The organism is Pseudomonadota bacterium (genome assembly GCA_008501635.1).
Classification (GTDB): Bacteria; Pseudomonadota; Gammaproteobacteria; order QQUJ01; family QQUJ01; genus QQUJ01.
Genome location: QQUJ01000025.1, coordinates 1 through 14197, shown reverse-complemented (window position 1 = coordinate 14197; position 14197 = coordinate 1). Strand labels below are relative to the sequence as shown.

Annotated in this window: 14 protein-coding genes and 1 pseudogene; 6 read left to right on the top strand and 9 right to left on the bottom strand. The window is 62.2% G+C overall.

What is annotated here, in order from left to right; translation table 11 throughout:
• Positions 1-48 precede the first annotated feature (48 nt).
• Positions 49-1590, top strand: coding sequence for a GGDEF domain-containing protein (locus tag DWQ09_15355; GenBank protein ID KAA3626657.1), 1542 nt, complete (start codon positions 49-51; stop codon positions 1588-1590).
• A 204-nt stretch (positions 1591-1794) separates the two neighbouring features.
• Here the strand turns inward: DWQ09_15355 and DWQ09_15350 are convergent, their stop codons facing one another.
• Genes DWQ09_15350 through DWQ09_15340 form a run of 3 tightly spaced genes read right to left on the bottom strand, consistent with a single transcriptional unit; the run spans position 1795 to position 4204 of the window.
• Entirely contained in the window at positions 1795-2865 is a 1071-nt protein-coding gene (locus DWQ09_15350; GenBank protein ID KAA3626656.1) for a DsbA family protein, read from the bottom strand.
• 34 nt (positions 2866-2899) lie between these two features.
• Positions 2900-3724 carry an alkaline phytoceramidase gene (locus DWQ09_15345; protein ID KAA3626655.1) on the bottom strand — a complete coding sequence of 275 codons (825 nt, stop codon included), beginning with the start codon at positions 3722-3724 and terminating at the stop codon, positions 2900-2902.
• A 9-nt stretch (positions 3725-3733) separates the two neighbouring features.
• Positions 3734-4204 carry a hypothetical protein gene (locus tag DWQ09_15340; protein ID KAA3626654.1) on the bottom strand — a complete coding sequence of 157 codons (471 nt, stop codon included), beginning with the start codon at positions 4202-4204 and terminating at the stop codon, positions 3734-3736.
• A 252-nt stretch (positions 4205-4456) separates the two neighbouring features.
• Between DWQ09_15340 and DWQ09_15335 the strand changes: the two genes are divergently transcribed.
• A complete protein-coding gene (locus DWQ09_15335) occupies positions 4457-5581 on the top strand; it encodes a hypothetical protein (protein KAA3626653.1) in 1125 nt (374 codons plus the stop codon).
• Between the two features lie 182 nt (positions 5582-5763).
• Here the strand turns inward: DWQ09_15335 and DWQ09_15330 are convergent, their stop codons facing one another.
• Together DWQ09_15330 and DWQ09_15325 are read right to left on the bottom strand one after the other, a co-directional pair.
• Positions 5764-6300 carry a transposase gene (locus tag DWQ09_15330; protein KAA3626736.1) on the bottom strand — a complete coding sequence of 179 codons (537 nt, stop codon included), beginning with the start codon at positions 6298-6300 and terminating at the stop codon, positions 5764-5766.
• Between the two features lie 122 nt (positions 6301-6422).
• Positions 6423-6764, bottom strand: coding sequence for an alkylphosphonate utilization protein (locus tag DWQ09_15325; GenBank protein ID KAA3626652.1), 342 nt, complete (start codon positions 6762-6764; stop codon positions 6423-6425).
• 230 nt (positions 6765-6994) lie between these two features.
• Here DWQ09_15325 and DWQ09_15320 point away from each other — a divergent pair, with 230 nt between their 5' ends.
• Positions 6995-7351, top strand: coding sequence for a hypothetical protein (locus DWQ09_15320; GenBank protein ID KAA3626735.1), 357 nt, complete (start codon positions 6995-6997; stop codon positions 7349-7351).
• A 201-nt stretch (positions 7352-7552) separates the two neighbouring features.
• On the opposite strand, the gene DWQ09_15315 is transcribed toward DWQ09_15320, so the two are convergent.
• The 4 genes from DWQ09_15315 to DWQ09_15300 all read right to left on the bottom strand — a co-directional run bounded on the left by DWQ09_15315 (position 7553) and on the right by DWQ09_15300 (position 9745).
• Entirely contained in the window at positions 7553-8035 is a 483-nt protein-coding gene (locus DWQ09_15315; protein KAA3626651.1) for a pyridoxamine 5'-phosphate oxidase, read from the bottom strand.
• A gap of 308 nt (positions 8036-8343) precedes the next feature.
• Positions 8344-8628, bottom strand: a complete 285-nt coding sequence (locus tag DWQ09_15310) for a hypothetical protein (GenBank protein KAA3626650.1) — start codon at positions 8626-8628, stop codon at positions 8344-8346.
• A gap of 143 nt (positions 8629-8771) precedes the next feature.
• The gene (locus tag DWQ09_15305; protein ID KAA3626649.1) at positions 8772-9323 is read right to left on the bottom strand and encodes a DUF488 domain-containing protein; all 552 of its coding nucleotides are present in this window, start codon (positions 9321-9323) and stop codon (positions 8772-8774) included.
• Positions 9324-9409: 86 nt separating this feature from the next.
• Positions 9410-9745 carry a hypothetical protein gene (locus DWQ09_15300; protein ID KAA3626648.1) on the bottom strand — a complete coding sequence of 112 codons (336 nt, stop codon included), beginning with the start codon at positions 9743-9745 and terminating at the stop codon, positions 9410-9412.
• Between the two features lie 224 nt (positions 9746-9969).
• Here DWQ09_15300 and DWQ09_15295 point away from each other — a divergent pair, with 224 nt between their 5' ends.
• From DWQ09_15295 to DWQ09_15285, 3 genes and pseudogenes are all read left to right on the top strand, one after another.
• Positions 9970-11637: a VRR-NUC domain-containing protein gene (locus DWQ09_15295; GenBank protein ID KAA3626647.1), complete on the top strand. Its 1668-nt coding sequence runs from the start codon at positions 9970-9972 to the stop codon at positions 11635-11637.
• A pseudogene (locus DWQ09_15290) lies at positions 11637-12878 on the top strand (ATP-dependent DNA helicase). Before DWQ09_15295 ends, DWQ09_15290 begins: the two are co-directional and overlap by 1 nt.
• Positions 12879-12992: 114 nt before the next feature.
• On the top strand, positions 12993-14054 hold the full coding sequence (locus DWQ09_15285) for an ATP-dependent DNA helicase (GenBank protein KAA3626734.1): 1062 nt from the start codon (positions 12993-12995) through the stop codon (positions 14052-14054).
• The last annotated feature ends 143 nt before the right edge of the window (positions 14055-14197 follow it).

The following is a 14197-nucleotide window of genomic DNA, read 5'->3' as shown; positions in this document are numbered from 1 at the left end:
GTGCTCCCGAAACAAGAAACCAACAAGAATTGTGAGTAGTGCTCAAGTATGAAACCCGACCTTCAGGCGCGGCTGAAAAGCTGCATTAACCTGCCCACGCCACCCGCGGTGGCGCTGCGCATCATCGATATTGCCCAGGATCCGAGCGCCACCATTGGTGCAATCAGTGACGCCGTCCACCTTGATCCGGCCATCAGCGGCAAGTTGCTCCGCATCGCCAATTCACCGCTCTACGCACAGCGGCGCAAATGCGACAACCTGCATCAGGCGATCACTCTGCTGGGTATGAATGCTGCACTGACCCTGGCATTGAGCTTTTCGCTAACCCAGACGATGCGCAGCGGGACGGTCAATGGTCTCGATCTGGATCACCTATGGCGACGCGTGGTACTCGCCGCCCACACGGCCCGCATGCTGGGCGCGGCGCTCAAACGCCGCGACGGCGAGGATCTCTTTCTATCGGCACTGATGCAGGAGGTCGGGATCCTGGCCCTTGACCGGGCGTTTCCGGATCTCTATCCCTCGATGGAGGCCGAGAGCAAGGATTACCAATCCCTGCACATTGAAGAAACAGAAAAAACCGGCACCAATCATGCGCAGGTGGGCGGCTGGTTGATGGGCCAATGGAACCTGCCCGAACACCTGTGTGACGCCGTAGCCTGCAGTCACGATCCATCGATCGAGCATGAGGATGAGCACCAGGCGCAATTTATGAGAATCGTTGCTGTTTCCGGCCAATTTGCCGATTTATGGCATCAGCCCGATGAAGCACCCGAGCGCCTGGCAGCCTTGCGTGACGCGACGCAGGAGATGCTCGGTCTTGGAGTGGCCGAGATTGAGGCAACCCTCAATGCCGTTCACGAGCAGATCCCCGAACTTGAAACCCTCTTTGAGACCCAGCTGGCAATCGGCGCGAATACCCAATTCATAATCGAGCAGGCGCGAGAAATCATGATGGTGCGCAATCTCCAGGCCTTGGAGGAGACTCGCGCGCTGCGAGAAAAGGCGGCGGGGCTCGAACAAAGGGCGCACGAGGCCGAAGAGCGCGGTAAATTGGACGGGCTTACCGGCGTCTACAACCGGTCCCACCTCGATAAGTTGCTGGAGGAGGAATTCGCAAGATCGAAGAAACACGGATGGCCGCTGAGCGTTGCCTTTGCGGATCTGGATCACTTCAAGAGCGTCAATGACTCGTATGGTCATCAGGTCGGAGACCAGATTCTTCGTACCGCCTCGGATCTATTGCGTTCCAGCACCCGTTCTACGGACATCGTGGCCCGTTACGGAGGTGAAGAGTTCATCATCATTCTCCCGGGCAATGACGAGAAAGCGGCATCAGTAATAGCTGCTCGCGTGGTCACAGCGTTTCGTGAGGCACGCCATATTGTCGGCAACGATCACGCTTTGACGGTAACCATTTCCCTGGGTATCGCAACCCACGGCGAGCAGACACGGTTTGAGCAAATAGACGACCTGGTTACCGCGGCAGACCAGGCGCTCTATTTCGCCAAGACAGCCGGCAGGGATCAAGCGGTGCTCTTTGGTCCAGAGGTGCACGGCAATCTACCGCATACCCTGAAGAAAGAATAAGCATCATCGACGCACCCTTAGTGCGCATAATGTATATTATGTTAAATATGACAGTGGCCTGGAATTCCTGATCTCAAGGTTTGCCAACCGACACTCCCGGCAGCAAGTTCGACTGGCCCTGCTCCCCGCACACCGTCCGCGATTCGCCCATCCGTGATTACCACCCGCCGAGTGCGGTCTGCAGCGAGCGACCGGCAGAAACGGTTACCGCAACGCGCGCTCGATGGCTTCTGTCAGCACAGGTTCCAGATCCCCATGAGCATGCAGCTGGCGACCGTTGATGTAAAAGGTGGGTGTGGCGGATATTCCCAGAGCCCGGCCTTCCTCCAGTGACGCGCTGACTCGGGTACGCGTTGTCTCTTTGCCCAGGCAGGCTTCAAAACGCGGCAGATCGAGTCCCAGCTCCTCGGCGAGTTGCGCCGGTGTAATGGCCTTGAGGTAACTCTGACGCTCGAAGGCCAGGTCGTGGAAATCCCAGAACCGCCCCTGCTCCTCGGCGCACACCGCGCCTTCAGCCACCTTGCGCGAGATGCCCGAACGGTTGACGGGGAAATCACGGAACACGACCCGGATCTTGTCGCCGTAGCGCTTCACGAGGTTGTTCATGACCCCGGCGGCATCCTTGCAGTGCGGGCACTGGTAGTCGGCGAATTCGACGATGGTGACCTTGGCGTCGGCGTTGCCTTTGAAGGGATAGCCCTTGGTAGCCACTTCAACGATCGGCGCCTCGGGCTCGGTCAGATACACCTCGTAGCCTTTTTCTTTCTTGAGCAGATCGAGCACCGCGGAGACACGGCGCTGCCGCAGCTGACTGCGCAGGTAATCGGCGATCTGCCCCTTCATCTCCTCGAAGCTTCCCGGAATGCGTGCCTGGTTGGCGTCGTAGAAGCTTTTCAGGGTCTCATCGTCGGGGTCGGGTATCGCAAACAGCTCGTTCTGGATCTCGCTGAGGGGGCGCTTCTCGCGTTCCGCCCGCTCCGTCATATAGCGTTCAATGGCATACTCGTCGACAGCCTGCCGTCGCTGCTGGTTGAGTTGCACCTCCAGTTCAAAGAGCTTCTGCTGCAGCGCTGTCGGGAGTTTCTTGCCCGCGTACACTTCGCCGCCGTACCTGAATCCCGGCGATTCCGCTGCGATCGTATTGGCTGACAAAAGAATAAGGAGCAGCGATGAAACAAGTGCGCGAGCAAGGGACATTGTTGGATTTCCTGTAGTGTGATCTTTGCGGGTCTGGTACGCGACTATAGGCAAGTTTTGCCTCTGAGTCGAAACCATCCTGGCCCAGCCCCTTCAATCTGCCTGAATGCCGTTACTCGGGGCGTTTTGTCGTGAGCCAAGGCGTTTCGCTCGACGCCCCGCTCCGCCTGATCCAATGCAGAACAAACAGAACGCCCCCCGTCGCTACCAGGTGTTTCAGGGTGTGGCCACTGACCACGCCGCGCAATGCATCAAACACGAGGGTATCCGAGTACTCCAGTGCCTTGCTGATTCCGTAGAACGCGATCAGGCCGAAGAGATGCCGCAGATAATGCCGGGGCGCCGGATACAGCGCGGTGATGAGCAGAATGAGGCCGATGGGGAGAAACTGCACCAGTCCGTACCCGCGCAGATCGCCCGTACCGTGCGCCTCGCTCCATGCCCAATAAATCACAGAGCCCATACCCAGCGCCAACAGCAGCGGCAAAAACCGGGATGCCCAGCGATAGTCGACCATCTCGGCGATGACGGTCGCAAACAGTGCCATGAAACCGATGGCCATGGGCAAGCGGTCCCACACCAGCATCGTGTTGTCGGGTGCGAGGTGATAAACCATCGAGCCGACGCCGGTCAGAAACACACAGACAAAAAGCACGCGGTAGAGCCGGCGCAATGCCGCTGCGCCCTCCCCCCGCGTCAATCGCCCCGCGGCGACGACTCCCATCCAGCCGATCAGAAGAAACGGGATATTGGAAAGCACATCGAGCACGTTGGCGATGCCGAACCAGCCGCGCCGATCGGCAAACGCATGGTATTCGGGCCACTGCGGAATCGGCGGCACCAGCATGAAGGTCGCCGCAACAACGACAAGGGCGACACCTGTCAGCAAGGCGGCCTTGCCGACGGGATAGGCGACCTGGATCTTCCTCACCGGCATAGGCAAGCATCAGACATGCTGACTCACGTCCACCTGCTCCGCTTTTTTCAGCAAGGTGCGAAACTGCTCGCCACTCACCTTGACGAGATGCTCGTGATCGCCCGATTCAAAGAACACCTCCGGCCTCTTGAACAGCATGGAATCGACCAGGGTTCTAACGCCGTAGACCTGCCCCAGCGGAGGGACCGCTCCCACATCGCAGTCGGGGAACAACGCCGCCAGCTCCTCTTCCGTGGCCAGCCCGACCTCCCGCCCCAGATGCCTGTGCAGCCGGCCCAGGTGCACGTGGTAGTCGGAAGGCACCACGATGATCAGGAAGCTCTCGCCGTCGTTCAAGACCACGGCTTTGGCAAGCCGGTCACCCGGCACATGCGCCGCGGCCGCTGTTTCCATGCTCGAGCCCGTGTGCGGGTGACCGACCAACTGGAAATCAACGGACCCCTGCTCCAGATACTGTTTGAGACTCGCTGCGATAGTCATGACCCTGCTCCTCTCTCCGATACTCGCCTTGCCTGTCACCTAAGCGTAGTAGCGACGGGCGCAGATGGGAGATGGAAGACCCGAACTCCGGTTCCTGCTTTTCCGTCCCGCTGTTCACAGCCGTCAGGTTCCCCACCGGTCGATAACCGGGGGTTCGCCTCCGATAAGGCGGACGAACAGAATATTCACGCTACTATTGGAGTGCCAATCATCACTTTGAAGATCTCACGCCACGGAAAAAGGAGCATCACAATGGCGCACCTGACCACCTCGCGTTGCCTGCCGACCGTATTGCTGCTCGGCATGCTCACCGCTGCCCCGCTGTTCGCGCAGGAGGCCGGGGAGGCGGTGCGTATTCAGGGCACCGTCACCGAGGATATCTATGCCGCCGGCGGCACGGTCGACGTTCTGGCCCAGGTCGAGGGTGACGCAGTGGTGGTCGGTGGACGCATCACGGTGAGCGAATCGATCAGCGGTGACCTCATGGCGGTTGGCGGAGCGGTGAGCGTACGCGCCGACGTTGCGGACGATGTACGGCTGGCCGGTGGCGACGTCACGCTGAGCGGTACGGTCGGCGGTGACGCCATCGTCGCCGGCGGCAACGTGACCCTCACACCCGACGCCAGGGTCGGTGGCCGGGCCTGGTTCGCCGGTGGGCGTATCGATGTGGCCGGGATGGTCGGCAGGGAACTCAAGGCCACCGGCGGGCGCATTGTGATTTCCGGACGCGTCAATGGCGACGTGGCGCTGGTCGCTCAATCCATCCGAATCCTCGACAGCGCGATCATCGACGGCAGACTGAGCTACAAAAGCCCGGAAGAGGCAGAGATCGCCAGCGGCGCACAGATTCTGGGCGGTATCAGCTATGTACCCGTCGAGCAGCCCGAACTACCGATTGCCGCGGCCGTGGTCGGCCTCAGTATCGTGTTGCTGCTGAGCCTGATCGTCACCGGCAGCGCCATCTACCTGATGTTTCCCCGCTTCATCGAAACCACCCTCACCACCCTCCGCGTCGAACCCTGGAAGTGTCTGGGAATCGGTCTCGCAGTGTTCGCGGCGACACCTGTGGTCATCAGCATACTCTTCGTGACGGTCATCGGCTGGCTGCCCGCCCTCGTCATCGGTGCGCTGTATCTGATCCTGCTGCTTGCCGGATTCCTGACGGGGGTCTTCTATGTCGGCCAGATCAGTTTCGGGCTGATGAAACGCAGCGACGTCTCCAAAACGAAGCGGTTGCTGGCGTTTGTGGCTGCGTTGGTCGTGGTGATGCTGCTCGGACTGATACCCCTGCTTGGCGGGTTGCTGCTGTTTGCGCTTCTCTTGCTCGGCGTGGGAGTCTTGAAACTGGAGATGTATCGCGCGTACACGGCGGCCTGAGGGGATTGCCATTGTCGGGTTACGCTGCGCTAACCCGACCTACCGGGATGACGTATTCAAGCAATTGTAGGTCGGGTTAGCGCAGCGTAACCCGACGCAAAGCCGATGCTCCGGAAAATCCACTAAAGTCGGTCGAGCTTGTGTAGATCGGGTTAGCGCAGCGTAACCCGACACCACCACAATCATTCCCGCCCAACACCCACAAAATCCACCTCACCCCGCCCCCAATCCGCCGGATACAACCCCGCCTCGACAAACCGGCGAAAACTCGACCACGGCCAATCCATCGGAGCCGCTGCATATCCATGCTTCACCGGGTTGTAATGGATGTATTCCACGTGACGGGTGAAATCAATTTCGTCGCGCAACGCATGCTCCCAATACCGGTGCTGCCACAACGCCTGCTCACACTTCGTCACTCGCGCGCGATCCGGTGTTGTGCGCAACGCTATGTCGCAATGTTTGGTAAACCCTATTTTGATCAACCGCCACCGCGTCGCAAAATCGGCATCGTTTGACGGCAGTGTCCAGATGCAATGCAGGTGATCGGGCAATACCACCATGGCGTCGATGTCAAACGGGTGCCTGGAACGCACCGCGCGAAACGCCATTCGCAGAGTCTCCACCGCCTCCGCCGAAGCCAGCAGCGGTCGCCGTCGCTCCGTCACCACCGTAAAGAAAAACGAACCGCCCGGTATGAAAGCGCGCCGGTATCTCATCGAGAAATCCTTTTCCTTTTCCATCGTCGGGTTACGCTCTGCTAACCCGACCTACATTGCTACAACGCCCTTACCCCGTAGGTCGGGTTAGCAGAGCGTAACCCGACACAGCATCTCCACAATCAAGCCTTCTTCACGAACTCGGACTTCAATTGCATCGGACCAATCCCGTCGATCCTGCAATCGATATCGTGATCGCCATCGACCAACCGGATATTCCTGACCTTGGTGCCAACCTTGACCACCAGCGATGAACCTTTGACTTTGAGATCCTTGATCACGGTGACACTGTCGCCATCCTGCAACACGTTGCCGTTGGCATCCTCCACTATGTGAATCTCGCTATCCGCTTGGGATGCCGCCTCCATCGACCACTCGTGCGCGCATTCCGGGCAGACGTACAGGCTCCCGTCCTGGAACGTATATTCAGACCCGCACTTCGGGCACCTGGGTAAATCGCTCATCGTCAATTCCTGCAGTGAATGAAAATAATTCTTTCCCGGTTTCCCTATTGATCCGCTATTCTGGAGCAGTTCCTGCTAACCACAGACCATCTCTATCGATACGGCCTGCACCCAATGTAGGTCGGGTTAGCGCAGCGTAACCCGACAAACAACCGTTTGCAGCACCGCCACTGAACTGGAGTTCCCGCGTGACCACAGAGCCGCAACTTGCCTATTCGCCACCACCCGGAATGACGGTCGCCCAGGTTGTCTATGCGCTGCACACCCTGGCAATTGTTATCGGCATTGCCGGGGCTCCGACCGTGGTCGGCAGCTTCATCGGCAGCGTGCCGTCGATCATCGCCGTGATCCTGAACTACATGAACCGCAGTGACGCCTGGGGCACGTGGGTCGAGTCGCACTACCGCTGGCAGATCCGCACCTTCTGGTACGCGGTGCTCTGGGTAATCGTCGCAACCGTGCTCGTTTTCACCGTGGTCGGCGCCCCGCTCGGTTTCATCATGCTGGCGGTACTGACGGTGTGGCTGATTTATCGCATCGCGCGCGGCTGGCTGCGCCTGCGCGACCGGCAGGCGATGTACATCTGATACTTAGTCGCAGGTCGCGTTAGCGACGACCCCCTCTCCCACTGATCAGGGAGAGAGCCAGGGTGAGGGGATCGGATTCCCTGCGTAATACTCCAGATCCCCGCCTTCGCGGGGATGACGGCTGGAAGAACTTCCCGCTTTTTTGGCTGCAAAATTAATATCGCAGCCTTTTCGCAATTCCGTCTTGCGTCGCGCGCCAGCTCACGACGTTTTGGGGATCTCGATTTCCAGCGTCTCCTTGAATCCAAACCGCCGGGTGTTGTCGATGAAGGTGATCTGCGTCGGTCGGAAGGCGTAGATGGCAGCCGCGCCGAGATGGCGGGCGAGTTCACCGAGACCGAACGATTTGAGAAAGGGGTAGCGCGTTTTCAGAAGGGTGAAGGCTCGTTTCGCCTCCTCGGCGTTCGCGACCTTGGCGGCCTTGCCCTTCATCTGTAATCCCTGGACCGCCTTGAAGTCGTCGTATTGCCCGGCTACGGTGACGGAAACGCGGGATGCGGCGTCAAGGTGGCACGAATGGCGCACCTTGGGGTCGGACAACCAGTAGAGGGTGAAGCTGTCGCGGGCGTACATCAGCGAAACGGCATGCGGGCCGCCGTCATCCTGGGTTGCCAATGTCATGACGGTGTGGCGGTCGAGATAGGCACCAACCTTGTTCGCCAGATCGCCCTCTTCAACCGTCATTGTATGCACTCACGATGCTTGTCTCGATGGCCTTCCGTGCAAAGGGATCCATAGCTGCTTGTGAGAGGAATTGACGAGTCCATTTGATTCCGAGCCGCCATCTTAACGGATCGGGGCTTCGGCTTTCATCCTGGCGGTGCGTTCGCTCTGACGTTGCTGCGATCAGACAAAGGGCTGGACTCTTCGTCGGCGTTGTTTCCGCACAGTGTCAGGGGGCGATCACGGATGGGATCGGGTTTTGGCAACCGGCTCCGGTAGCTTGCCGGTTCGGAAATGCAGACTGCTCGTCCCCGGGCCAGCGTTGACGGCTATGCGCCTACCGCACTCAAGCGCGGCTTGGCCTTGAGGCCCAGTTTCTTGTGCAGCAGTTCCCCCACCGGGCAGCTCGAGAGCACCAGATCGCCAGAGGTGGCAGGCAGCGAGAAGCCGCAGCTCAGCGCTCCTGTGCAGTGGTTGAGGGTGCAGTAGACGTCGGTAAATTCGGGGCCGGGGTCGGGGTTGACCAGCCCCGTCATCGCCAGGGCGGTTGCGACCCGAAAACCCACCGAAGGACAGTCAAGCACTTCAATATCGGTCCATCTCTCCAAATCCATTGGAGTACTCCTTGTGCTTTTAAATTTGTTACCGAGGAGAAATGTAGCATAGGTTTTTCTGGAAAGGGGGAAATCAATCAATTTAATTCCGGAGTACAGGATCAGTGCCCGGGTCACCGCTGTTCTGCTGCGCGCTCTGGCTTTTAATGTGGCTTGGGAGCCGTCTGTACGGCGCGGTCGTACACCAGCCCCCTGGGGTCGAGGCGGCACTCCGGGCTCAGCGTATGGGCGCGGGCCGTCTGCGCATCGATGAGATGCACCACGCTTACGCCCCGGGCGTGAAGATAGTCGGCCAGCAGTCGTCGGTGGCAGTACGCGGGGAGGCGCTCGGCGCAGAGTAGCGCCACGGGGCCGCTCTGTTCGGCCAGCCGGACCAGTTGCTCGACCGCCTTGCTGAACGTCTCCGACATCATGTGATCGGCAAATTCACGCAGCTCCTCGCCCAGCGCGTTGTGGGGCGACATCGGGTCGCTGTGGCGCAGCCCGCCGAAAACCTTGCCGGTGAGGTGGTAGGTGATCCCGCGCGGTTCGACCAGCTGGCGCAATGCTTCGGCATCAAAATGGGGGAAGCGTCGCGATCGCGGCACCGTCCGGATATCCACGAGCTGGCGGATGTCGGCATCAACGAGCAGTTGCAGAAACGCTTCGGGTTCGCGGTTGCTGTGGCCGAGGGTGTAGAGGGTTGGCGGGTTCATCGGTTCAGTGTCGGGGCAATCGCAGCCGGTGCCGCTGCGCGCGTTCCCCGCAACCAGATCCTGTGCGCCTGGGATGGGACTCCGTCTTAGTACGTTTCAAGCAAGCGCACCAAGGCCTTCAGTTTCTCGTCCTCTTCCAACGCGCCCTCCCAGAACGGGTAGGTGATCGCTTCGTCGCCCGCCCCGATAGTGAGTTGGGCCTCGAAGGCTGTTGCGCCTTCGGGCATGGGGTGTTCGCTGGGGATGCCGAGGGCGTCGATGGCGGCGAGCAGTTGGTCTTGCTGCGCCGGGGTCAGTTTGCCCTTGCGCGGTGGTTTGCTGGCATAGGTGCCGCTGGTGATCACGTAGTCGCCGTTGCCGCTGATATCGACGCCGAAGGCGTAGTCTTCTTCGCCTACGACCTGGAATTTTAGTGGTTTCATGGAACTGCCCCCCTTGGTTTCTGTGCCTCCACTACAAGTGTAGTTGCCGGCCGCTGGTGTTGGTTTTGCGGGATTGCGGCGAGGGGCTCTTTGATTTGGTTTCAACGGCTATTGTCGGGTTACGCTGCGCTAACCCGACCTACTTTTTGTATCGATCCACATCGGTCGTTCATTTTTCTGCGTGCCGGTGTCCTCGACGCCGCTTCGGGGGATAATGGCGGGCGATGGAATCCCGGCCGTTCACTGCACCCCTCAACAATCCGCTCTATTACCTCGCGAACTTCCGCACCGTGCTGGCGTGGGTGGGGACGCACCATGCGGATCTTCTGACCGACGATGAGCGCGCGCGTCTGGCGGGGTTCGAAGCGCTGCCCCGCTCCGCCCAGGCGCTGCTGGTGCGCATGGTGATGCGCTCGGGGTGCCTGTTTCGTCTGAGCAAGCTGCGCTACCCCGAGCTGGGGGCGCCGGTGGTGGAGGCGCTGGAAGCGTTGGAGGCTGATGGCTGGATCGACCCGCGGCCGGTACTGTCGCTGGAAGAGCTTTTTGGTTTGCACACCCGCCCCGAACTGGCACAGGCGCTGGCGGATGACATTGCGCGGGTGGGGCTGAAACGCTCCGCGACGAAACAGGCGCTGCTCGCGGCCTTGAGTGAGCAGGCAATGGAGCCCAGGCCGCTGACGGAATGGTGGCCGGAGAGCGACGATCGCGTGGTGGCGCTGACCTGCATGCCGCTGTTCGAGCGGGTGCGGCTGCTGTTCTTCGGCAATCTGCGGCAGGACTGGTCGGAGTTCGTGCTGACCGAACTGGGTCACCAGCGCTACGAGTCCGTGCCCTTCTCCGCCGCCTCCCGCGCCTTTCAGGTGCGCGACGAGGTCGACAGCTATCTCCATCTGCATGCCTGCCGGGAACGGCTGGAGGCGGATGAGGCGCCCGCTGAGATCTGGCAGGCCGTGCCGACGGCAGCCGCACCCAATCCCTGGCTGGAGAGCCGGCGCGGGCGGGTGCTGTATGCGTTGGGCTGCAAGGCCGAACGCCGGGGGGACCCGGTGCTGGCGCTGGCCGCCTGGGGTGCGAGCACGCATCGCGAGGCGCGGCTGCGGCGGTTGCGGTTGATGGAACGGCGCGGCGAACACGTGCAGGCCTTTCCTCTGGTCGAGGCGGCGCTGGCTGCGCCGCGTTGTGGTGCCGAGCGCCAGGGGCTGGAGCGGCTGCGCTCGCGGTTCGCGAAGCGTCTCGGACAGTCGCTGCCTGCCCGGCAGCGCGCGGCCGCCATCCCAACCGTCGCGTTGACGCTGCCGCCGCTGGCGAAGGAGTCAGTGGAAAGCGCGGTGGCGGCGCATCTGTCGCGGGCCGACGCGCCGGTGCATTACGTCGAGAACCGCCTGTTCAACGCCCTCTTCGCCCTGCTCTGCTGGCCGGCGTTGTATGCGCCGCTGCCGGGCGCGTTCTTTCACCCTTTTCATGCCGCGCCGGCGGATCTCGATCGCGAAGATTTCGTGGCGCGCCGGCGGCGGCTGTTCAACGACTGTCTCGCCGCCCTGACAACGGACGACTATCGCCGGCGCATTGTGGCGACCTGGCAGGAGAAAGCGGGCATCACCAACCCCTTCGTGCACTGGCCGACGGTGACGCTGGAACTGATCGAGTTGGCGTTGGCGTGCATCCCCGCCGCGCATCTCGCGGCGGTGTTCGAACGCATGCTCGCCGATCTGCGCCATCACCGCTCGGGCCTGCCGGATCTGATCCAGTTCGCACCGCCCGGTTACCGGCTGATCGAGGTGAAGGCGCCGGGCGACCGGCTGCAGGATCATCAGCGGCGCTGGCTGGCCTACTGTCTGGCGCATGGCATCGAGGTCGCCGTCTGCCAGGTGAGCTGGGAGGAGCCGGCATGATGCGGGTCGCCGTGCACACGCTGTGCGAGTTTGCCGCCCGCAGCGGCGATCTCGATCACCGCTATACCCCCTCCCCCAGCGCGGATGAGGGCATCGCGGGACATGCCCGCGTGCGGGCGCGGCGCGGCGCGCACTACGTGGTGGAGCTGCCGCTGGCCGGCGAGTGCGAGGGGCTGGCGCTCAGCGGGCGCGCCGATGGTTACGACACCCGCAAGCAGTGTCTGGAGGAGATCAAGACCCACCGCGGCGATCTGTCGCGGCTCTCCGCCGCGCAGCAGGCGCTGCACTGGGCGCAGCTGCGTGCCTACGGGGCGCTGTTGTGCGCCAGCGAGGGTCTCGACGCCATCGAGCTGGCGCTGGTCTATTACGACGTCGGCCGCGATCGCGAGACACGCCTCACCGAACAGGCGAACGCGGCGACGCTGTGGGAACTGCTGGCGACGCTGTGCCGTGTTTACCGGCGCTGGGCCGAGCAGGAAGAGGCGCATCGTGCGGCGCGCGATGCCGCGCTCGCCGGTTTGCGGTTTCCGTTCGGCGACTTTCGCAAGGGCCAGCGCGCGCTGGCGGAGACGGTCTACAAGACGGTCTGCACCGGCCAGCATCTGCTGCTGCAGGCCCCGACCGGCCTCGGCAAGACCGCGGGCACCCTCTTCCCGGCGCTGATGGCCATGCCGCGCCAGGGGCTGGACCGCGTCTTCTATCTCACCGCGCGCAACACCGGGCGGCAACTGGCGCTCGACGGGCTGGCCCGCATTCGTGACGGGCAGGAGGCCGCGCTGCCGCTGCGGGTGCTGGAACTCCCGGCGAAAGAACACGCCTGCGAGCATCCCGATCTCGCCTGCCACGGTGAATCGTGTCCGTTGGCGAAGGGCTTTTTCGACCGCCTGGCCGAGGCGCGCCACAGCGCCGCGAACAGCGCCGGGTTTCTCGATCGGGACCGCCTGCGCGAGGCGGCGCTGGCCCATCAGATCTGCCCCTACTACCTGGGCCAGGAGATGGCGCGCTGGGCGGATGTGGTGATCGGCGACGTGAATCGCTACTTCGACCAGCAGGCGTTGCTCTACGCGCTGACGCAGCAGGACGACTGGAAGACGGTGCTGCTGATCGACGAGGCCCACAACCTGATCGGCCGCGCACGCGGCATGTACAGCACCGAATTCACCCAGCAGCGGGTGCTGGCGGTGAAGCGCCGGGCACCCGCCGCGCTGAAACGCTCGCTCGGCAAACTGGCGCGGCAGTGGAGCAGCCTGGTGGCTCGCCACGAATTGACCGTACGGCCCGACCAAACCACCGGGTCCGATAAATCCCCCTGTAGGAGCGACTTCAGTCGCGAATCCCTTGACGGCGCCCCGGATATGACTGCTATCGCGACTGAAGTCGCTCCTACAAGCACAGGCACAGGCACAGGCGTGGCATCCGGGGGCATCGCTCAACGGGAGGCCGGCTTCATCGATCTCCCCGCGGAACTCACGCTGGCCGCGTTGGGGGTGATCACCGCCATCTCCGAATATCTCGCCGACGAGCCGGCTGATCTCGAATTGCAGGAGTTGCTGTTCGAGGCCATCCGTTACGTGCGCCTGGCGGAGTGCTTCGGGGATCATTCGCTGTGCGAACTGGACCGCCACGGCCGGGGCCGCGCGGTGCTGGCGATCCGCAACCTGATTCCCGCCGATTTTCTCGCACCGCGGTTTGCCAGCGCGCACAGCACGATTCTGTTCTCGGCCACGCTCGCCCCGGCGCACTACCGCCGCGACCTGCTGGGCCTGCCGCCGGACACCCTGTGGCAGGACATCGAAAGCCCCTTCGGCGCGCATCAACTGCAGGTGCGACTGGAGACCAGCATCAGCACGCGCCTGGCGGATCGCGAGGCCTCGGTGCAGCCCATCGCCGCGCTGATGGCCGCGCAGTATCGAGAGCATCCCGGCAACTATCTGGCCTACTTCAGCAGCTTCGCCTACCTCGAGGCCGTCCACGCGGGGTTTCTGCACGCCGCGCCGCAGGTGCCGACGTGGCACCAGTCGCGGGGCATGTCGCCGCAGGCGCGCCAGGCATTCATCGATCGCTTCGTCGCCGACGGCGAGGGCATCGGTTTCGCGGTGCTGGGCGGCGCCTTCGCCGAGGGCATCGACCTGCCCGGCAGGCGGCTGGTCGGCGCCTTCATCGCCACCCTGGGATTGCCGCCTTTCGATGCGTGGCACGAGATTCTGCGCGAGCGCCTGGAACAACGTTTCGGCCGCGGTTATGACTACGCCTACCTCTACCCCGGGCTGCAGAAGGTGGCGCAGGCGGCCGGGCGGGTGATTCGCACGCCGGAGGATCAAGGGGTGGTGATTCTGATCGATGAGCGGTTTGCCCGACCGGATGTGGTGCGGTTGCTGCCGGGTTGGTGGTTTGGCGGTGCCCCGCGGGATCGATAGCTCTCACCCTCACTGTGCAACCCGAACATTGTTTACGAATTGAACCGGGCACATGGTTTACACCTTAGTCACTGATGTGATGCCATTGTTTTGGCATCAGTATTTGTTTGGTTCGTTGGTTGAGGATGCCCAGTCGATGAAAG